This window comes from Pantoea latae, from assembly GCF_002077695.1.
Classification (GTDB): Bacteria; Pseudomonadota; Gammaproteobacteria; order Enterobacterales; family Enterobacteriaceae; genus Pantoea; species Pantoea latae.
This window is the reverse complement of record NZ_MWUE01000007.1, coordinates 102,291-122,642: the sequence shown is the minus strand read 5'-3', so window position 1 is coordinate 122,642 and position 20,352 is coordinate 102,291. Positions and strand designations below refer to the sequence as shown.

The window sequence follows — 20,352 nt, the reverse complement described above, 5'->3', positions numbered from 1 at the left end:
ATTTAGTTAACAGGCTAATCATTGGAATAACCGACAGGGATGTGATTATGTACGATGAAATAAGCGTTGTGATCCCAACATTTAATCGGTGCGCACTGCTGGAAAACACTTTGCGCGCACTCACTCGGCAGACGATTAAAAAAGATCGCTTTGAAGTTATTGTTGTCGATGACGGCGGCCGTGACGATACCGCCGCACTTTGTCAGCGTTTTAGCGAACAGCTAAATATTCGTTACTACTGGCAGAATGATAATGGCTTTCGCGCGGGTAAAGCGCGAAACATCGGCGTCGCCGCAGCCGAGGGACGCTATATTGTCTTTATCGACGCTGGCGTCCTTCTTCAGCAGGATGCGCTGGCGCGCCATCTGCAGCTGCATCGTCACAGCACCGCACCCGTCGCCTGTATCGGCTACGTCTGGGGCTTTGAAGCGCCAGAGGCGCTGACGCAGAACCTGAACGCTTTCGGCAACGGCGAAGATGTGCGCGCGGCGATTGCACAGTGCCGCGAATGTCACGCCGTAGATATTCGTCAGAAACAGTATGATGAGTTTGGCTATAATATTTCCGCCTGGCCCGCGCCGTTCGATATATTCTGGACCTGCCACGTTTCGGCGGAAAAAGAGGCGCTGCTCAAAGCTGGACTATTTGATGAGGCGTTTAACGGCTGGGGCGGTGAAGATGTCGATCTGGGTGTCAGATTATTTCTGCAAAATAATCGTTTCGTGGTCGATCCCGATATTTGCTCGCTGCATGTGCCTCATAAAAAACTGGTCGCCGATCATAAGGGCGAATCGGAAAATGCCGGTAAAAAAATTCATGCTAAATATCAGCTGTGGCAAACTGCTTTTTATGGCTGTGATCTGGGCGAAAGTAAGTTTTCCTTAAATAAAGTGATAGCGTTATACGCCGACCAGAGCCGGAGAGAGAATCATGCCTTCATACGAAAACATCTCTATCGCAGCGGAGAGTGAGGCAGGCCAGCGCTGCGTGCGGATCGGTGCCTCGGCGACAATTTCCGGCGCGCCCGATATCACTTTTACCTGGGTCAGGGATGAGGCGTATCGCCAGCTGCCGACCCATCTGGCTGACTTCGCCGAGGGTATCCAGATTGGCGCCAACGTCTATATGGAGTCATGCGACCGGCTGGCATTTCACTGCGGTCGGGTCAAGCTGACGCTGGTCAAACGCAACGCGGAGCGGGCAGGGCGGCTGGTTATCGGCGACGGCGTAGTGCTACAGGGCACGGCCATCGTGGCCTACCAGCAGGTGACGATTGAGGATCATGTGACATTCGGGCCAAACGTGACGCTGATGGACAGCAGCGGCCATCCGCTGGTAGGGCGCGGCGAAACGGATGAGGCGGCGCGCATTGTGACTGCGCCGGTGCGGGTTCGTGAGCACGCCTGGATTGGGATGAACGCGATTATCCTGAAGGGCGTAACGATTGGCGCCCATGCGGTGATTGGCGCGGGCAGCGTGGTCAGCCGCGACGTGCCTGACTATGCGCTGGCGACTGGCCATCCGGCGCAGGTCGTGAAGTGGTTGCGATAAGAGTATGGCTCCGGCCGTAGCCGGAGCCATAAGGATTACACTTCCAGATAGTCCATGATGCCTTCGGCCGCTTTACGTCCTTCGGCGATCGCCGTCACCACCAGGTCAGAGCCGCGTACCGCATCGCCGCCGGCGAAGATTTTCGGGTTGCTGGTCTGATGGGCGCTCTCGGCGCGCTCCGGCGCGATAATGCGTCCCTGATCGTCCAGCTCAACGCTGAAGTCAGCCAGCCACTCCATTTTGTGCGGACGGAAACCAAACGCCATCACCACCGCATCGGCGGGCAGCACATGCTCGGATCCCGGCACGATCTCCGCGCGACGACGGCCTGCCGCGTCGGGCTGGCCCATCTCGGTGCGCGCCACTTTCACGCCGCTGACGCGGCCGTTGGCGTTGATTTCCACGCCCAGCGGCTGCACGTTGAACTGAAACTCTACGCCCTCTTCGCGCGCGTTTTTTACTTCGCGTTTTGAGCCAGGCATGTTGGCTTCATCGCGACGATAGGCGCAGGTCACGTGCGTCGCGCCCTGACGGATCGAGGTGCGCACGCAGTCCATCGCGGTGTCGCCGCCGCCCAGTACCACCACGCGCTTGCCTTCCATTGAGATGTAAGGCTGATCGTCCTGCTGCGCAAAGCCCATGGTGTGCTTGGTGTTAGCGATCAGGAACGGCAGCGCGTCATAGACGCCCGGTGCATCCTCGTTCTCCAGCCCGCCGCGCATCGACTGATAGGTGCCGACGCCAAGGAAAACCGCGTCATAGGCGTTTACCAGGTCGCTCATCTGCACGTCGCGGCCCACTTCGGTGTTGAGCTGAAACTCAATGCCCATTCCGGTAAAGAGTTCGCGACGCTTGATCATCACCTCTTTTTCCAGCTTGAACGACGGAATGCCGAAGGTCAGCAGGCCGCCGATTTCCGGATGGCGATCGTAGACCACCGCCTTCACGCCGTTGCGCGTCAGCACGTCCGCGCAGGCGAGGCCCGCCGGGCCCGCGCCGATGATCGCCACGCGCTTGCCGGTCGGCTTGACGTGCGACATATCCGGACGCCAGCCCATCTCCATCGCTTTATCGTTGATATAGCGCTCGATGTTGCCGATGGTCACCGCGCCGAACTCATCGTTCAGGGTGCAGGAGCCTTCGCACAGGCGATCCTGCGGGCAGACGCGGCCGCACACTTCCGGCAGGCTGTTGGTCTGATGCGACAGCTCGGCTGCTTCGATAATGCGGCCTTCGTTCGCCAGCTTCAGCCAGTTAGGGATGTAGTTGTGAACCGGGCACTTCCACTCGCAGTAAGGGTTACCGCAGGAGAGACAGCGGTCGGCCTGCGCCTTCACCTGACTGTCAGAAAAGGGCTCATAAATTTCGACAAACTCAATTTTACGGATTTTCAGCGGCTTCTTTGGCGGGTCAACGCGCTGTAAGTCGATAAATTGATATACGTTTTGACTCATCGTAACCTCTTACGGCTATCCCGTCCGGCGCACGGCGCCAGACGGGACGAACTATTACTGTGCCTGCACGCGCAGCTCGGCTGCGGAACGACTGCGGTGACCCAGCAACGCCTTAACATCGCTGGACTTGGGTTTAACCAGGGCGAAGCGCGACGACCAGAGCGGCCAGTTGGCGAGGATCTCTTCGCCACGGCTGGAGCCGGTGTGCTGCACATGCTCGGTGATCAAGCCGCGCAGGTGCTCTTCGTGGATCGCCAGCTCGTCGACGTTCAGCACTTCTACCAGCTCCGGGTTGACGCGCTTGCGGAACTCGCCGTCTTCATCCAGCACGTAGGCGAAGCCGCCCGTCATGCCGGCGCCGAAGTTCACGCCGGTGCGACCCAGCACGCAGACGATGCCGCCGGTCATATATTCACACCCGTTGTCGCCGATCCCTTCCACCACGGTAATGGCGCCCGAGTTGCGCACCGCGAAACGCTCGCCCGCACGGCCAGCGGCGAACAGTTTGCCGCCCGTCGCGCCGTAGAGGCAGGTGTTGCCCGCGATGGTCGCTTCATGGCTGCGGAACGCCGAGCCGACCGGCGGACGGATCGCCAGCATGCCGCCAGCCATTCCCTTGCCGACGTAGTCGTTGGCGTCGCCGGTCAGCGTCAGCTCGACGCCGCCTGCGTTCCACACGCCGAAGCTCTGCCCGGCGGTGCCGGAGAAGTGCGCGCGGATCGGATCCGCCGCCAGCCCCTGATCGCCGTGGATCGCCGCGATCGCGCCAGAGAGCGTCGCGCCTACCGAGCGGTCGGTGTTGCGGATGTCGAAGTAGAACGTCTTGCTCTGTCGCGCTTCGACAAACGGCATCGCCTGGCTATGCAGCGCCTTGTTCAGCTCGCCTTTATCGAACGGCGGGTTGCTGCCTTCGGTGCAGTGCAGTGCTTTGCCCGGCATCGGCGTCGCGGTTTTCAGCAGCGCCGAGAGATCCAGGTTCTGCTGCTTGGCGGTGAAGCCGTCCAGCTCTTTCAGCAGCTCGGTGCGGCCGATCAGATCCGTCAGGCGTTTCACGCCCAGGTTCGCCATCAGCTCGCGGGTTTCACGGGCGATAAATTCAAAGTAGTTGGTCACTTTGAACGGCAGGCCGTGGTAGTGGTTCTTACGCAGCTTGTCATCCTGGGTCGCTACGCCGGTCGCACAGTTGTTGAGGTGACAGATACGCAGGTATTTACAGCCCAGCGCCACCATTGGACCGGTGCCGAAGCCGAAGCTTTCCGCGCCGAGGATCGCCGCTTTGATAATGTCGCGGCCGGTTTTCAGGCCGCCGTCCACCTGCAGACGGATCTTGTGGCGCAGACCGTTGGAGACCAGCGCCTGCTGGGTTTCCACCAGGCCCAGCTCCCACGGACAGCCCGCGTACTTCACCGAACTCAGCGGGCTGGCGCCGGTGCCGCCGTCGTAGCCGGCGATAGTGATCAGGTCGGCATAGGCTTTCGCCACGCCGGTGGCGATGGTGCCGACGCCAGGCTCGGACACCAGCTTCACTGAAATCATCGCCTTCGGGTTAACCTGCTTCAGGTCGAAAATCAGCTGCGCCAGATCTTCGATCGAGTAGATATCGTGATGCGGCGGCGGCGAAATCAGCGTCACGCCCGGCACCGAGTAGCGCAGCTTCGCGATATAAGGTGTCACTTTGTCGCCCGGCAGCTGGCCGCCTTCGCCTGGCTTCGCGCCCTGCGCCACTTTAATCTGGATCACGTCGGCGTTCGCCAGATAGGCGGGCGTGACGCCGAAGCGGCCTGACGCGACCTGCTTGATGCGCGACACTTTATTGGTGCCGTAGCGCGCCGGATCTTCGCCGCCTTCGCCGGAGTTCGAGTAGCCGCCGAGCGAGTTCATCGCTTCGGCCAGCGCCTCGTGCGCCTCCGGGCTCAGCGCGCCGATAGACATCGCCGCGGTGTCAAAACGCTTAAACAGCTCGCTGGCCGGTTCGACGTCGTCGATATGGATCGATTCGGTGCCCGGCTGCAGCTCCAGCAGATCGCGCAGCGTCGCCACCGGACGCTCGTTCACCAGCTTCGCGTAGGCCTGGTAGTCGCTGTATTCGCCGCTCTCGACGGCGCGCTGCAGCGTACCCACCACATCCGGGTTATAGGCGTGATACTCGCCGCCGTGCACGTACTTCAGCAGGCCGCCCTGGTCCAGCGGTTTACGCTGCAGCCAGGCGCGTTTCGCCAGATTGGTCAGATCCTGCTGGAAATCGGCAAAGTTGGCGCCGCTGATGCGGCTGACCACGCCCTGGAAGCAGAGACCCGACACATCGGCGTGCAGGCCCACCGCTTCGAACAGCTTCGAGCAGCGATAGGAGGCGATGGTCGAGATGCCCATTTTGGACATGATCTTGTAGAGACCTTTGTTGATGCCGTTACGGTAGTTCAGCATCACCGCGCGATAATCTTTCTCGATGACGTTGCTGTCGACCATCTTCGCCAGCGATTCATACGCCAGGTAGGGATAGATGGCGGTCGCGCCGAAGCCGAGCAGCACGGCGAAGTGGTGCGGATCGCGCGCGCTGGCGGTTTCAACAATGATGTTGGCGTCACAGCGCAGGCTTTTCTCTACCAGACGCGTCTGCACCGCGCCGACGATCATCGGCGCCGGCACCGGCAGACGGGTTTCGCTAATGGCGCGATCGGAGAGCACCAGCAGCACGGTGCCGTTACGCACCATACGCTCGGCTTCGTCGCACAGCGCGTGCATCGCCTGCTCCAGCGTCTGTGTCGCCGCATCGAAAGTGCAATCAAGCGTGTCGGCGCGATAGTATTCGCCTTCCAGCGTGGTCAGCTGATTAAAGTCGGACCACAGCAGGATAGGGGACTTAAAGCTGACGCGGTGCGCCTGACCCTCCGCTTCGCAGAAGACGTTCATTTCGCGGCCGATGCTGGTCGCCAGCGACATCACATGGTTTTCGCGCAACGGATCGATCGGCGGGTTGGTGACCTGCGCGAACTGCTGGCGGAAATAGTCATAAATGATGCGCGGACGGCTGGAGAGCACGGCGAACGGCGTGTCGTCGCCCATCGAGCCGACTGCCTCCTGGCCGTTTTCGCCCAGCACGCGGATAATGGTGTCCAGCTCTTCGCTGCTGTAGCCAAACTGCTTCTGATAAGTCGCCAGCAGCGGATCGTTCAGCTCGCGGCTGCCGACCTGATTGTCAGGCAGATCTTCGAACGGCACCAGCCGCTTAACGTTCTTCTCCATCCACTCTTTATAGGGGTGGCGGCTTTTGAGATCGTGGTCGGTTTCTGCGGAGTGCAGAATGCGGCCGATGCGGGTGTCGATCACCATCAGTTCGCCAGGGCCGACGCGACCTTTTTCCACCACCTCGTCTGGCTGGTAGTCCCAGATGCCCACTTCTGAGGCGCAGGTGATCAGCTTATCTTTGGTGATCACGTAGCGCGCCGGGCGCAGGCCGTTACGGTCCAGGTTACAGGCGGCGTAGCGGCCGTCTGACATCACGATGCCCGCCGGGCCGTCCCACGGCTCCATATGCATGGAGTTAAAGTCGAAGAAGGCGCGTAGCTCGGGATCCATATCCGGGTTGTTCTGCCAGGCGGGCGGCACCAGCAGACGCATCGCGCGCACCAGATCCATACCGCCGTTCAGGAACAGCTCCAGCATGTTGTCCATCGAGCTGGAGTCGGAGCCGGTTTCGTTAACGAAGGGACCGGCGTTCTGCAAATCGGGGATCAGCGGCGTATTGAATTTATAGGCGCGGGCGCGCGCCCACTGACGGTTACCGGCAATGGTGTTGATCTCGCCGTTGTGCGCCATATAGCGGAACGGCTGCGCCAGCGGCCAGCGCGGCACGGTATTGGTGGAGAAGCGCTGGTGGAACAGGCAGATCGCCGACTCCAGACGCAGATCCGCAAGGTCAAGATAGAAGCGCGGCAGGTCGGCCGGCATGCAAAGGCCTTTGTAGATATTGACCTGGTTGGAGAAGCTACAGATGTAGAACGCTTTATCGTCGCTCTGCTCCATACGCTTCTCGGCGCGACGGCGCGCCATATAGAGACGACGCTCCATATCGCGCGGGCGCCAGCCGGCCGGCGCGTTGATAAAAAGTTGCTGAATGCGCGGCATCGAGGAGAGGGCGATCTCTCCCAACACATCCTGATTGACGGGCACGTCGCGCCAGCCGACCACAGAGAGGGTTTCGCGGACCACTTCCTCTTCCACAATGCGGCGGCTCGCCTGGGCCTCTTCCTCATCATGGCTGAGGAACAGCATGCCCACGGCGTAATTTTTCGCCAGGCGCCAGCCTTTCTCTTCCGCGACGACGCGGAAAAAGCGGTCAGGTTTTTGTAATAACAGCCCACAGCCGTCGCCGGTCTTGCCGTCAGCAAGGATCGCGCCACGGTGTTGCATACGGGCCAGCGCGTGGATTGCGGTACGCACTACCTTATGGCTTGGTTCGCCTTCTATATGAGCGATGAGGCCGAAACCACAGTTATCCTTTTCAAGGGATTTGTCATACAACATTTCAGTGAACCTCCCCAGGCTCTGTGGATTCCCTTTGGTCGGGCTACGGGCGCAGAAAGGATCAAGCGACAGGCTGCGCGCATCATGCGCTGCACTCCTGTGTCGCCCCATCTGTCTGGCCGTTGGCGTCGTTGTCACAAGCGTCGAGGTCTTGTTACAGGGGGAATCTCTGTTACTGCATAAATATGACGGGCTGAGCACCCATCCAGAAAGCTTCCAGCGGATTTCCAACTTATCGGGAAAGCGGAATAAGGTCAAATAGCGTTCCTGGTCGTCTTTTTAAGCGGTGTTGCAGCGTTATCATTATGATTAATAAGGTTTTTAACCGTAAAAAACTGTCAATCAGCCATTTGCCCATAGCGCCGGAAATGTGAACTGTCTCACTGTCATGATGCGGTCATATCCCCGCACAATGCTGGCTGGAGGGGCTTTAACAGCAGGATATGCTGCATAGCAGATTACCCGCACATCATGTATCTGTTTTTCTTATAACGGCAGATTTGAATCAAACAGAGGGTGGTCATAAGTAAAATTAATCAAGCAAGGGGTGATTATTCACGCAGGAAAAGTGAATTTAAATTCATAAGGAAAAAGGAGGGCCGGGGCATCGAAAGGCTGCCGATAAAGAAAAGAGAGGGCTTAACATCCACTTGCCGATAAGCAGGCGGCCCTCCAGATTATTCAGCTGGCGTAATTAGTCAAGTTTTTTAGCGCTCAGGCCGCTATCGTCGGCGATCGTGGGGTCAGATGCACCATTATGGGGCGCAACGCGCGCTTTACCGCCATGCGCAGCGCCATCGCGCAGGGAATTACGCTATGATGAGCCTGTTCTTTTCCAGGGAGTTCGTATGAAACAGATCCGCCTGCTGGCGCAATATTATGTTGATTTGATGGTGAAGCTGGGACTGGTGCGCTTTTCGCTGCTGCTGGCGTCGGCGCTGGTGGTGCTGGCGATGGTGGTGCAGATGGCGGTGACCATGGTGCTGCGCGGCCACGTAGAGAGCATCGACGTGGTGCGCTCGGTGTTCTTTGGCCTGCTGATTACGCCCTGGGCGGTCTACTTTCTCTCGGTGGTGGTCGATCAGCTTGAGGAGTCGCGTCAGCGTCTTTCCAGGCTGGTGGACAAGCTGGAGGAGATGCGCACCCGCGATCTCGAGCTAAACCAGCAGATGAAAGAGACCATCACCCAGCTCAATCAGGAAATCAACGACCGTATTAAAGCGGAGCAGGCGCGCGAGCAGGTAATGGATAAGCTGCGCGAAGAGATGGCGCGCCGCGAGCAGGCGCAGATCGAACTGGAGCAGCAATCCTCGTTTCTGCGCTCTTTCCTCGACGCCTCGCCCGATCTGGTGTTCTACCGCAATATCGACAAACAGTTCTCCGGCTGCAACCGCGCCATGGAGCTGCTGACCGGCAAAAGCGAAAAACAGCTGATTGGCCTGACGCCGCGCGACATCTACGACGAAGATGCGGCGACCAAAGTGCTGGAGACCGACGAGAAGGTGTTCCGCCACAACGTGTCGCTCACCTATGAGCAGTGGCTGCAGTACCCAGACGGGCGCAAGGCCTGCTTTGAGATCCGCAAAGTGCCCTATTACGACCGCGTTGGCAAACGCAGCGGGCTAATGGGCTTCGGCCGCGATATTACCGAGCGTAAGCGCTATCAGGACGCGCTGGAGAACGCCAGCCGGGAAAAGACCACCTTTATCTCGACGATCAGCCACGAGCTGCGTACGCCGCTTAACGGCATTGTCGGCCTGAGCCGCATCCTGCTCGACACCGATCTCAATCAGGAGCAGCTGAAGTACCTGAAAACCATTCATGTCTCCGCCATTACGCTCGGCAACATTTTTAACGACGTGATTGAGGTGGACAAGATCGAACGCCGCAAGGTGCAGCTGGATAACCAGCCGCTCGACTTTACCGGCTTCCTGGCGGATCTGGAAAACCTCTCCGGGCTGCTGGCGCAGCCGAAAGGGCTGAAGTTCGTGATGGCGCCAGGCTTGCCGCTGCCGCACAAAATTTGCGCCGACGGCACGCGCCTGCGCCAGATCCTGTGGAACCTGATCGGCAACGCGGTGAAATTTACCCAGCACGGCGAAATCGTGGTGCGCGTCGCCTATGAGCAGAATGAGATGCTGCGTTTTGAGGTGGAAGACTCCGGCCAGGGCATCCCGCAGGATGAGCAGGATAAGATCTTCGCCATGTACTATCAGGTGAAAGATCAGCACGGCGGCAAACCGGCGACCGGCACCGGCATTGGCCTGGCGGTATCGCGCCGTCTGGCGCAGGCGATGGGCGGCGATATCACCGTGCGCAGCGCGCCGGGGCAGGGATCCTGCTTCACCGTGCTGATCAACGCGCCGCGCGTGGCTGAAGAGGTAGAAGATGACAGCAGAGACGACAGCATGCCGCTGCCGGCGCTGCACGTGCTGCTGGTCGAGGATATTGAACTAAACGTGGTGGTGGCGCGTTCGGTGCTGGAAAAACTCGGCTGCAGCGTCGAAGTGGCGATGACCGGGCAGGCCGCGCTGGAGATGTTCGACCCGCTGGAGTTCGACCTCGCCCTGCTCGATATCCAGCTGCCGGATATGACCGGTCTCGACGTCTCGCGCGCCATTCATCAGCGCTACCCCGACGCCAGCCTGCCGCCGCTGGTGGCGCTGACCGCCAACGTGCTCAAGGATAAAAAAGAGTATCTGGAGGCGGGCATGGACGACGTGCTGAGTAAACCGCTGTCGGTGCCGGCGCTAACCGCCATGATCAAAAAGTTCTGGGATCACCCCAGCGACGACGCGCAGGCCGATCGCGAGGAGGGCGACGACAAGACGCGCGCGCTGCTCGATGTGCCGATGCTGGAGCAATATATCGAACTGGTCGGCCCCGGACTGATTACGCAGAGCCTGACGATGTTCGAACAGATGATGCCAGGCTACCTTGAGGTGCTCGACTCCAATCTGATGGCGCGCGACCAGAAAGGCATTGCGGAAGAGGGCCACAAAATTAAAGGCGCGGCGGGATCGGTGGGATTACAGCACCTGCAGCAGGTGGCGAAACAGATCCAGAGTCCGGAGCTGCCGGCATGGTGGGACAACGTGGGCGAATGGGTTGAAGAGCTTAAGCGCGAATGGCGTCACGACGTGCAGGTATTACGCGAGTGGGTAGCAGAAAGAGAAAAACCACGGGCCTGAAAAAAAATGACCCCAGTCGAAGACCGGGGTGCGCGAATACTGCGCCAACACCAGGGAAAAAGGCGCTGTTGCTATACTGATTCGAGTTAACGTGCAGCAGCGTGGTATTGGTTAACACATGCCATCACCTTAGCAAATTCCATTAATGACTGGGTGAAGATTCATTAAAATGTGTGATGTTGAGCAGCGTTTAAATACAGAAAACATTAATTTGGCAACACAGTCAAGCAAGGAATCAATTTCTGCGTTGCATTGCGCTCATTTTGACCAATTGTTCCAGTTTTTGCGCGGTTTTTGTTTGCCGGCGCGCTGCGAGGCGCGCCGCAAGGCAGGGAAAAACGCTTTCGCAAGGAATTTGCAGGTGTTTTGTATGTAATGCATTGATAATATTAGGTAAATTAACCTGGTGCCGCACTTTATCCAAAACGTTTTGGAAAGCGCACGCGTAAATTTCCAAATCGTTGTGATGCCAGGCAAATCCGCAGAAAGCAATCGGCGGAATAGCGTGATTTTATCGCCGCTTTAGCGCTGGAATTGGCAGCATGAGGTTGTCTGTTTTCTGTTCCTTTACGCTAAATAGTGAGTAGCAGAACAGTGACGCCAGAGTGAAGGTTTAATATCGTGAATGAATCATTGTGAGGTTTATCACAAATGGTTAAGTGTATGTCGTGAAAAGCGATAAGCGCGCAACAAGTATGGAACCGATTCCTTTTTAACGGAAGTGCTTGATGTGATTCGATCTGTTGGCGCTTTACGGCGGTAAAAAAGAGCGCTGACGGCGTCAATATGCGCATAATTTCGCTCTTCATCAGCCTTTTTGACGGAGATGCGCCTTTCATCACGTCAGGAATTGATTAATTCAGGGAACAGGTAAGAGAACATTGCATGAGCAGGAATAAAGGGAGCCTCTGGCGAGGCATTCAACGTATCGCCACGCGCGTGATAGTGACGCTGCTGGGCGTATGGGTTATCGGTATTGGTCTGTTCGCCTTTTTGCCGGTGCCCTTTTCCGCGGTGATGGCGGAGAGGCAGCTCGGCGCCTGGCTGAGCGGCGATTTTCACTATGTGGCACACTCTGACTGGGTGGGTCACGACGAGATTTCGCCGTGGATGGCGCTGGCGGTTGTCGCCTCGGAGGATCAGAAATTCCCGACGCACTGGGGATTTGACGTCGATGCGATTGAATCGGTGCTCGACAGCGAGGGCTCGCGCATGCGCGGCGCCTCCACGCTGTCGCAGCAAACGGCGAAAAACCTGTTTCTCTGGGATGGACGCAGCTGGCTAAGAAAAGGGCTGGAGGCGGGACTGACGGTGGGCATCGAAACCGTCTGGACCAAGCGCCGCATCCTGACGGTCTACCTGAACATCGCCGAGTTCGGCGAGGGGATCTTCGGCGTGGAAGCGGCGTCGCAGCGCTATTTTCACAAGCCGGCCAGTCGGCTGACTATCGCGGAAGCGGCGCTGCTGGCAGCGGTGCTGCCTAACCCAATTCGCTTCCGCGCCGACGCGCCGTCAGGCTATGTGCGCCAGCGCCAGCAGTGGATTATGCGGCAGATGCGCCAGCTGGGCGGCGAGGGCTTCCTGCAGCGTAATCATCTCGACTAAGCATCACTCTTCGTCGAAGCCGGCCTCGAAAAGTTCGATAACGGCCGCCAGCGCCTGGTGCTCTTCCGGGCCGCTGGCTTCAATCTCAATATGACCACCTTTGGCAGAATCAAGCATCAGCAGGGCGATCACGCTGCTCGCCTCCGCCTCGGTGCCTGATTCGTTGCGCAGCAGCACTTCGGCGTCGAAGCTTTGCACCAGCTCGAACAGCTTCATCGCCGGTCGCGCGTGCATGCCCAGCTTGTTTTTGATTTCCACGGTTTGTTTAACGGTCATGATTTACGTTTTTCCAGCGTGCGATGGCGCGACTGCACGTTTTTGCCGCGTGAGCGGAAGTAGTCTGCCAGCTGCTCGGCGATATAGACCGAACGGTGTTTGCCGCCGGTGCAGCCGATAGCGACGGTCAGGTAGCTGCGGTTGTTGGTTTCCAGCATCGGCAGCCACAGCTCGAGATAGCTGCGCGTCTGGTAGATAAAGTTATGCACTTCGGTGTGGCGATCGAGAAACGCCGCGACCGGGCGATCGAGGCCGGTCATCGGGCGCAGTTTAGGATCCCAGTGCGGGTTCGGCAGAAAGCGCACGTCGAAAACGTAGTCGGCGTCGATGGGAATGCCGTGCTTAAAACCGAAGGATTCAAACACCATCGTCAGCTCGCGTTCGCGCTTGCCCAGCAGCCGCGTGCGCAGCATCTCCGCCAGCTCGTGCACTGACATCTCGGAGGTATCGATAATCAGATCGGCGCGCGAGCGCAGCGGCTCCAGCAGATCGCTCTCTTCGTCGATGGCGCTTTCCAGCGACAGGTTCTTACTGGAGAGCGGATGCAGACGACGCGTATCGCTGTAGCGGCGGATCAGCGTATTGCGATCGGCATCGAGAAACAGCAGCTGCGGCGAAAAGGCGTCCGGCAGATTATTTAGCGCATGTTCGAACACTTCCGGCGACTCCGGCATATTACGCACGTCGATGCTGACGGCCGCCGAGATATTGCGCTCCACCAGCGAGTTTGCCAGCTCGGGCAACAGCACCACGGGCAGGTTATCGACGCAGTAGAATCCCATATCTTCCAGCGCGCGTAGCGCCACCGATTTTCCTGAGCCTGACCGACCGCTAACGATCATCAGCACCATGACCTTCTCTCCCGTTTTAAACCGGCGCGCACGCCGGTAAAAGCGCAGCGCGCGTTACTGCTCCTCTGGAGCTTCTGTAATGATGGCGTAGAGTTCTTCATCGCTCTGCGCCGCGCGCAGGCGGCGGCAAACGGTTTTGTCCGCCAGACGCTTTGCGACCAGAGAGAGGGTGTGCAAGTGCGTTTTGCACTGATCCGCCGGCACCAGCAGCGCAAACAGCAGGTCGACCGGCTGGTTGTCTACCGCGTCGAAGGCGATAGGCTGGTCCAGGCTGATAAACACGCCGACCGCGCGCAGCGTGTCCTCTTCCAGCTTGCCGTGCGGGATCGCGATACCGTTGCCGATACCGGTGCTGCCCATGCGCTCACGGGTCAGGATCGCCTCAAACAGGGTTTGATGCGGCAGATTAAGCTGCTTCGCTGCCAGCTCGCTGATAATCTCCAGCGCGCGTTTTTTACTCTGGCAGTGTACGCCGCTGCGCGTGCAGTCCGGCGTCAGCACGGTGCTCAGTTCCAGTATCAGATCGTTGTTCATTATCGTTTCACTTGCGAGTTCACAGAGCCGCGGCGTGGCCGCGGCGCTTGCACAGATGGCAAAACGGGGCGGTAAATCCGCCCCATCCAGACCGCCCTGAGCGCGCGGGGCGCGCTGCAAGCGTGAAGGTTAGTGTTTGTTCAGTTTGTCTTTATGCCGGTTAAGCTGACGGGCGAGCTTGTCGACCAGCCCGTCAAGCGCCGCATACATATCTTCCGCTTCCGACGTGGCGTGCAGCTCGCCGCCGTTGACGTGTAAGGTCGCGTCCGCAACCTGAGTGACCCTTTCCACTTTCAGAACAATATAAACCTGATTGATGCGATCGAAATAGTGTTCCAGTTTGGCAAATTTGTTGTTGATGAACTCACGCAGCGGTTCGGTGACTTCAACGTTTTGCCCAGTGATATTTAGCTGCATAGGTCTTCCTTCTCATTTCTGTCAAACCAGCTGTTTCCGCTGGTTCGATGGCGGGATAGATAAAGACTCGCGATATTTAGCGACGGTACGGCGCGCCACCATAATGCCCTGTTCAGACAACATGGAGGTGAGCTTGCTGTCGCTCAAGGGTTTAGCGGGATTCTCCGCCGAGATTAATTTTTTCACCAGCGCCCGAATCGCCGTGGAGGAGGCTTCGCCGCCGCCTTCGGTGTTGACGTGGCTGGAGAAAAAATATTTAAGTTCGAAGATGCCGCGCGGGCTGTGCAGATATTTTTGCGTGGTCACGCGCGAGATAGTGGATTCATGCATATCCACCGCCTGCGCGATATCCGCCAGCACCATCGGACGCATAAACTCTTCGCCCTGCTCGAAAAAGGCCTGCTGCTGCTCGACGATGCAGCGCGTCACCTTCAGCAGCGTATCGTTGCGGCTTTCGAGGCTTTTGATCAGCCAGCGCGCCTCCTGCAGGTTGCTGCGGATAAACTGGCTGTCGCTGTCGTTGCGCGCGGCACCGCCCATCGCGGCATAGTGCTGATTGATGCGCAGACGCGGCACGCTGTCGCTATTCAGCTCTACCGTCCAGCGCTTGCCGACCTTGCGCACCAGCACGTCGGGGATGACATATTCCGGCTCGCCGGTCTGCACCGACTGACCGGGGCGCGGATCCAGCGACTGGATCAGCTGCATCGCCTCTTTCAGCACCTCTTCTTTAAAGCGGGTGACGCGCATCAGGCTGCGGAAATCGTGGTTGGCCAGCAGATCGAGATGTTCGCTGACAATCAGGCGCGCCTCGGCCAGCATCGGCGTGGCCGGAGCGAACTGGGAGAGCTGCACCAGCAGGCAGTCGCGCAGATCGCGCGCGCCGACGCCGACCGGATCGAAACGCTGAATGCGCTTCAGCACCGCTTCGACCTCATCCAGCGCCAGCTCGTCATTGCCCATGCTGTCGAGGATCTCGTCAAGCGAAACGGTGAGATAGCCGGTATCGTCGATGGCGTCGACGATAGAGGTGGCGATGGCGCGATCGGTGTCGGTGAATGGCGTCAGATCCACCTGCCACATCAGGTAATCCTGCAGCGACTGGGTGGTTTCGCCCTGATAGACCGGCAGCTCGTCATCCTGATAGTCGGTGCCGGTGCCGGAAGGGGTGCCTGCGGTATACATCTCGTCCCAGGTGGCGTCGAGCGGCAGGTCGTCCGGCATCTCTTTCTGTTCCAGCGCCTCGCGCGTGTCCAGCACCTCATCTTCCTGATAGTCGCGGCTGTCGATCTCTTCGTGCACGTCAGCCTGCTCCAGCAGGGGATTGCTCTCCAGCGCCAGCTGCAGCTCCTGCTGAAGCTCAAGCGTAGAGAGCTGCAGCAGTCGGATGGCCTGCTGCAGCTGTGGAGTCATCGCCAGCTGTTGGCTGAACCTGAGTTGCAAACCTTGCTTCATATTCAGGACGGGATTTCCTAAGCAAACATCGTATTAACGACACCTTATCAGAGTCTGAACTCTTCGCCCAAATAAACCCGTTTAACCTGCTCATCTGCAAGTATTTCATTTGGCGTGCCGTGGGCGATCAGGTGCCCCTGGCTAACGATATAGGCGCGTTCGCACACCGCCAGGGTTTCACGAACGTTGTGGTCGGTGATCAGCACGCCGAGGCCGCTGTCGCGCAGATGCTCGATGATCTTTTTGATGTCGATAACCGAGATGGGATCGACGCCGGCAAACGGCTCATCCAGCAGAATAAATTTCGGATTGGCGGCCAGCGCACGGGCGATTTCGACGCGGCGGCGCTCGCCGCCCGATAGCGCCTGGCCCATGCTGTCGCGCAGATGGGCAATATGAAACTCATCCATCAGCTCGTTGGCGCGATCCTGACGCTGCTCCTCGGTGAGGTCGTCACGGATTTGCAGCACCGCCATCAGGTTGTCGTAAACGCTCAGACGGCGGAAAATCGACGCTTCCTGCGGCAGATAGCCGATGCCACGACGCGCGCGCGCGTGCAGCGGCAGGATGCTGATGTCGTCGTCGTCAATGACGATGCGGCCCGCGTCGCGCGGCACGATGCCGACGACCATGTAGAAGGTGGTGGTCTTACCCGCGCCGTTGGGGCCCAGCAGGCCGACGATCTCGCCGGACTTCACCTGCAGGCTGACGTCTTCCACCACGCGACGGCCCTTATAGGCCTTCGCCAGGTTTTCTGCGATTAGTGTGGCCATAGCGATCAGTTACTCTTTTTCGGGCTGTTAGCGTTTTTGTCCTGCAGCTGCGACGGCACCAGCACGGTGGTGACGCGCTTGCTCTGACCCTGGCTGTAGGCCTGCATTTTCTGCTCTTTAACCAGATAGGTGATGCGGTCGCCTTTGATATTGCTGTCCTGCTGTTCGATGTAGGCGTTGCCGGTCAGCTCGACGAAATCTTTCGCCAGCTCGTAGTGCAGTTTGGCCGCGTGGCCCTGCACCGGCTTGCCGCTGTCCTGCATCTGGTAGAAGGTGGCCGGGTTGCCCCAGGCATCAACGATGGTTTTATTGCTGTCGCCGCCGGGACGCGTAACCACCACTTTATCGGCGGTGATTTTAATGGTGCCCTGGGTGACGATGACGTTGCCGGTAAAGGTCGCCACATTGCCTTGCAGGTCCAGCGCCTGGTTTTCAGAGTCGATGTTGACCGGTTTGTCCGAGTCGCCGGTCACCGCCAGCGCGGGCAGACTGGCCGCCAGCAGCGCGCCGACCAGGAAAAACTTAAGGCTGTTATTGTGCATTTTGGATTTCATAATAAGTTTTGACCTTTTCAATCAACTCGGCGTTTTTCGTCCGTAAATTTCCACGCATTTTCATGCCGGTAGAGTTAAAACCGCGCCCGAACAGCGTGACCTGGTCGTCGGACGTCACGTCCTGAGAGACGAGATTGACCTGCGCATTGTCCGTTTTGATGCGCTGCAGCTGGGAATCCTGCGTCAGCGTATTCACTTCCACATGACCATACAGATAAAGCATACGATCTTTAGTGAGTTTGGCTTTATCCGCGCGCACCGACCAGGTCGGCACCTTGTTTTCGTCGTAGGTGGTCATCACCGGCTTGTCGAACCAGCTCACCTCGTCCGCGGCGAAATAGGTCACTTTGTCCGACACCAGTTTGTACGCCAGCGCCCCTTGCGGGTTGTAGACCACGGTATTCGAATTCGCGCTGGTATAGGTCGGCTCCTGATCGCTGGCGGCGACCGGCGCGCTCGCGTCATCCTGGCTGGTCAGGTTCCAGCCGATCAGCACCAGCGCGATCAAGGCCAGGATCAGCGTTATCCAACGCCTGCTTCTACTCATACTGATAGCCCTTTGGCATCCTCAAATTTGTTCTGCGCCATTAAAATCAGGTCGCACACTTCGCGCACCGCGCCGCGTCCGCCCGCGATGCGCGTGACGTAACGGGCGCGCGGCAGCAGCACAGGATGCGCATCGGCGACGGCGACGCTCAGCCCCACTCTGGCCATGACCGGCCAGTCGATCAGATCGTCGCCGATATAGGCGACCTGCTCATCGGAAAGCGACAGTTTATCCAGAAGTTCGCGATAGGCCAAAAGCTTATCGGACTGTCCCTGATAAAGATGGCGAATGCCCAGGGTTTTGCAGCGATCTTCCATCAGACGCGCATTGCGGCCGGTAATGATCGCCACCTCGATATCTGAGGTTAGCAAACAGCGGATGCCGTAGCCGTCGCGCACGTTAAAGGCCTTCAGCTCTTCGCCATTGTTGCCCATGTAGATCACGCCGTCCGACATTACGCCGTCGACGTCGCAAATCAGCAGGCGGATCTGGCTGGCGCGCGCCATGACCTCCGCGCTAACGGGTCCGTAGCAGGTTTCCACCAGTGAAGTATTTAGCGACATGTTCGTTTCCTGTTCAGACTACGCCGGCGCGCAGCATGTCATGCATATGTACCACACCGAGCAGACGATCGTCATCGGCCACCAGCAGCGCGGTAATGTTTTTGTTTTGCATCAGGTTCAGCGCGTCGACCGCCAGCATATTGGGGCGCACCCGAATGCCGCCGCGCGTCATCACTTCCGAAATGGTGGCATGCTGGAAATCGATGCCCATATCGAAGATGCGGCGCAGGTCGCCGTCGGTAAAAATCCCTTCGATCTTCATCAGATCGTCGACAATCACCGTCAGCCCTAAATTTTTGCGCGTGATCTCCAGCAGCGCGTCGCGCAGCGAGGCGTCGCGCGTCACGTGCGGCATCTCGTCGCCGCTGTGCATAATGTCGCTGACGTGCAGCAGCAGCTTGCGTCCCAGCGCGCCGCCCGGATGCGACAGCGCGAAATCCTCGGCGGTAAAGCCGCGCGCCTCAAGCAGCGCCACCGCCAGCGCATCACCCATCACCAGCGTCGCGGTGGTGCTGCTGGTCGGTGCCAGCCCGAGCGGGCAGGCTTCCTGCGGCACCTTCACGCACAGGTGCACGTCGGCGACGCGGCCCATGGCGCTGTCGGGACGGCTGGTCAGACAGATAAGCGGCACATGCTGCCGCTTTAGCACCGGGATCAGCGCCAGAATCTCGTTGGATTCGCCGCTGTTAGAGATGGCGAGCACCACGTCGTTGCCGCCGACCATGCCGAGATCGCCGTGGCTGGCTTCGCCGGGATGCACAAAAAATGCCGGCGTGCCGGTGCTGGCAAAGGTGGCGGCCATCTTCTTGCCGATATGGCCCGATTTGCCCATCCCCATCACCACCACTTTGCCCTGACAGCGATAGATCATCTCGCAGGCGCGGGTGAAGTCGTCGTTAATATACTGGTCCAGCTGTTCGAGACCTTCACGCTCAATGCGCAGTACCGCTTTTCCCGCCGCTTGAAAGTCGAAATTCGCGATTGAAAGCTGAGTTGACATGGCAAATCGGTCCTTTGTTATCCGTCGATGAAAGCGGGCTGGATCCACAACAGGGCGCCCCAGACGATGAAACCACAGAGTAAAAGCGTTCCTGCACGGCGGCCGATACGGCGGCTGCGCTGCAGGCAGAGCAGGGCGAACAGGGCGCTGACGCCGAGCATCACCCAGTAATCGCGCGCGAAGGCGTGTTCGTCTACGCTGCCGGGATTCATCAGCGCCGGCAGGCCCAGCACGATAGCGATATTATAAATATTGGCACCAATCAGATTGCCGATGGCGATATCGTCTTCGCCTTTCAGCGCACCGGCGATCACCGTCGCCAGCTCCGGCAGGCTGGTGCCGACCGCGATCAGCGTGGCACCCATCACCAGCTCGCTGACGCCGAAATAGTCGGCGAAGGCGGTGGCGTTGTCGATCACCATACGCGTCGCCATCGGCAAAATAATCAGCGCGACCGCCAGCCAGAGAAACGCCACCGTGTTGCCGCTCTCTTCGCGCGGCAGCTCTGCAAGCTGTTCGCGCGTCAGGGTGTCGCTATTGTCGCGCTCGGCGCGGCGCGCGAAGCGGATCGCCACCAGCAAATAGAGGATGGCGATGGCGATCAGGCCGACACCGTCGAGACGGCTCAGGTAGTTATCGAACAGCATCAGGCCGCTGAGAAGTGAGACCAGCAGCATCAGCGGCAGTTCGCGCCGCACCAGATTGGAGTGTATGTTCAGGGGATGCAGCAGCGCCGCGCCGCCGAGGATCAAGAGAATATTGGTGATGTTGGAGCCGAGCGCCGTGCCGACCGCCAGATCCATCTGGCCATGCTGCGCCGCTGAAAACGAGAGGATCATCTCCGGCAGCGAGGTGCCGATGCTTACCACCGTCATGCCGATAATCAGCGGCGGGATCCCGAAGGATCGGCACAGTATCGCGGCGCTAAACACCAGGCGATCGGCGCCGTAAGCCAGTAAAATCAAACCAACGATCAGCAGGGCAGAGGCTACGAACATGAAAAATCCTTGGATGAAATGCGTTGCCGCCACGTCTTGTACGGCAGGTTTCAGGTTCT

At 58.9% G+C, this 20,352-nt stretch carries 17 protein-coding genes; 4 read left to right on the top strand and 13 right to left on the bottom strand.

Going from position 1 to position 20,352, the window contains the following annotated elements; all coding sequences use genetic code 11:
- Nucleotides 1–47 precede the first annotated feature (47 nt).
- Both B2J69_RS05010 and B2J69_RS24470 read left to right on the top strand, forming a co-directional pair.
- Nucleotides 48–971, top strand: a complete 924-nt coding sequence (locus B2J69_RS05010; protein ID WP_081136986.1) for a glycosyltransferase — start codon at nucleotides 48–50, stop codon at nucleotides 969–971.
- Entirely contained in the window at nucleotides 931–1,551 is a 621-nt protein-coding gene (locus B2J69_RS24470) for an acyltransferase (RefSeq protein WP_081136984.1), read from the top strand. The genes B2J69_RS05010 and B2J69_RS24470 overlap by 41 nt, the downstream gene beginning before the upstream one ends.
- Before the next feature lie 35 nt (nucleotides 1,552–1,586).
- Here the strand turns inward: B2J69_RS24470 and B2J69_RS05000 are convergent, their stop codons facing one another.
- Nucleotides 1,587–3,005 (bottom strand): glutamate synthase small subunit, encoded by a 1,419-nt coding sequence (locus B2J69_RS05000; protein ID WP_081136982.1) that lies wholly within the window; start codon nucleotides 3,003–3,005, stop codon nucleotides 1,587–1,589.
- A gap of 54 nt (nucleotides 3,006–3,059) precedes the next feature.
- Entirely contained in the window at nucleotides 3,060–7,529 is a 4,470-nt protein-coding gene (gene gltB / locus B2J69_RS04995; RefSeq protein ID WP_081136980.1) for a glutamate synthase large subunit, read from the bottom strand.
- 848 nt (nucleotides 7,530–8,377) lie between these two features.
- Here gltB and arcB point away from each other — a divergent pair.
- Complete coding sequence (gene arcB, locus B2J69_RS04985) at nucleotides 8,378–10,720, top strand: aerobic respiration two-component sensor histidine kinase ArcB (protein WP_081136976.1); 2,343 nt, start codon at nucleotides 8,378–8,380, stop codon at nucleotides 10,718–10,720.
- 885 nt (nucleotides 10,721–11,605) lie between these two features.
- Nucleotides 11,606–12,325, top strand: a complete 720-nt coding sequence (mtgA, locus tag B2J69_RS04980) for a monofunctional biosynthetic peptidoglycan transglycosylase (protein WP_081136974.1) — start codon at nucleotides 11,606–11,608, stop codon at nucleotides 12,323–12,325.
- Nucleotides 12,326–12,328: 3 nt separating this feature from the next.
- Here mtgA and npr read toward each other — a convergent pair whose 3' ends face one another.
- From npr to B2J69_RS04925, 11 genes are all read right to left on the bottom strand, one after another.
- A complete protein-coding gene (gene npr / locus B2J69_RS04975) occupies nucleotides 12,329–12,601 on the bottom strand; it encodes a PTS phosphocarrier protein NPr (protein WP_081136972.1) in 273 nt (90 codons plus the stop codon).
- Nucleotides 12,598–13,452, bottom strand: a complete 855-nt coding sequence (gene rapZ / locus B2J69_RS04970) for an RNase adapter RapZ (RefSeq protein WP_081136970.1) — start codon at nucleotides 13,450–13,452, stop codon at nucleotides 12,598–12,600. Before rapZ ends, npr begins: the two co-directional genes overlap by 4 nt.
- A 54-nt stretch (nucleotides 13,453–13,506) precedes the next feature.
- Nucleotides 13,507–13,986: a PTS IIA-like nitrogen regulatory protein PtsN gene (ptsN, locus tag B2J69_RS04965; protein ID WP_081136968.1), complete on the bottom strand. Its 480-nt coding sequence runs from the start codon at nucleotides 13,984–13,986 to the stop codon at nucleotides 13,507–13,509.
- A 129-nt stretch (nucleotides 13,987–14,115) separates the two neighbouring features.
- A complete protein-coding gene (gene hpf / locus B2J69_RS04960; RefSeq protein WP_081136966.1) occupies nucleotides 14,116–14,403 on the bottom strand; it encodes a ribosome hibernation promoting factor in 288 nt (95 codons plus the stop codon).
- Nucleotides 14,404–14,424: 21 nt separating this feature from the next.
- Entirely contained in the window at nucleotides 14,425–15,858 is a 1,434-nt protein-coding gene (gene rpoN / locus B2J69_RS04955; protein ID WP_081136964.1) for an RNA polymerase factor sigma-54, read from the bottom strand.
- A 47-nt stretch (nucleotides 15,859–15,905) separates the two neighbouring features.
- On the bottom strand, nucleotides 15,906–16,631 hold the full coding sequence (lptB, locus tag B2J69_RS04950; protein WP_081136962.1) for an LPS export ABC transporter ATP-binding protein: 726 nt from the start codon (nucleotides 16,629–16,631) through the stop codon (nucleotides 15,906–15,908).
- Between the two features lie 5 nt (nucleotides 16,632–16,636).
- Entirely contained in the window at nucleotides 16,637–17,185 is a 549-nt protein-coding gene (gene lptA, locus B2J69_RS04945; protein ID WP_081136960.1) for a lipopolysaccharide ABC transporter substrate-binding protein LptA, read from the bottom strand.
- Nucleotides 17,163–17,732, bottom strand: a complete 570-nt coding sequence (lptC, locus tag B2J69_RS04940; RefSeq protein ID WP_081136958.1) for an LPS export ABC transporter periplasmic protein LptC — start codon at nucleotides 17,730–17,732, stop codon at nucleotides 17,163–17,165. Before lptC ends, lptA begins: the two co-directional genes overlap by 23 nt.
- The gene (kdsC, locus tag B2J69_RS04935) at nucleotides 17,729–18,295 is read right to left on the bottom strand and encodes a 3-deoxy-manno-octulosonate-8-phosphatase KdsC (RefSeq protein ID WP_081136956.1); all 567 of its coding nucleotides are present in this window, start codon (nucleotides 18,293–18,295) and stop codon (nucleotides 17,729–17,731) included. Before kdsC ends, lptC begins: the two co-directional genes overlap by 4 nt.
- Before the next feature lie 13 nt (nucleotides 18,296–18,308).
- Complete coding sequence (kdsD, locus tag B2J69_RS04930; RefSeq protein ID WP_081136954.1) at nucleotides 18,309–19,295, bottom strand: arabinose-5-phosphate isomerase KdsD; 987 nt, start codon at nucleotides 19,293–19,295, stop codon at nucleotides 18,309–18,311.
- A gap of 17 nt (nucleotides 19,296–19,312) precedes the next feature.
- Nucleotides 19,313–20,293, bottom strand: a complete 981-nt coding sequence (locus B2J69_RS04925; protein WP_081136952.1) for a calcium/sodium antiporter — start codon at nucleotides 20,291–20,293, stop codon at nucleotides 19,313–19,315.
- Between the last annotated feature and the right edge of the window lie 59 nt (nucleotides 20,294–20,352).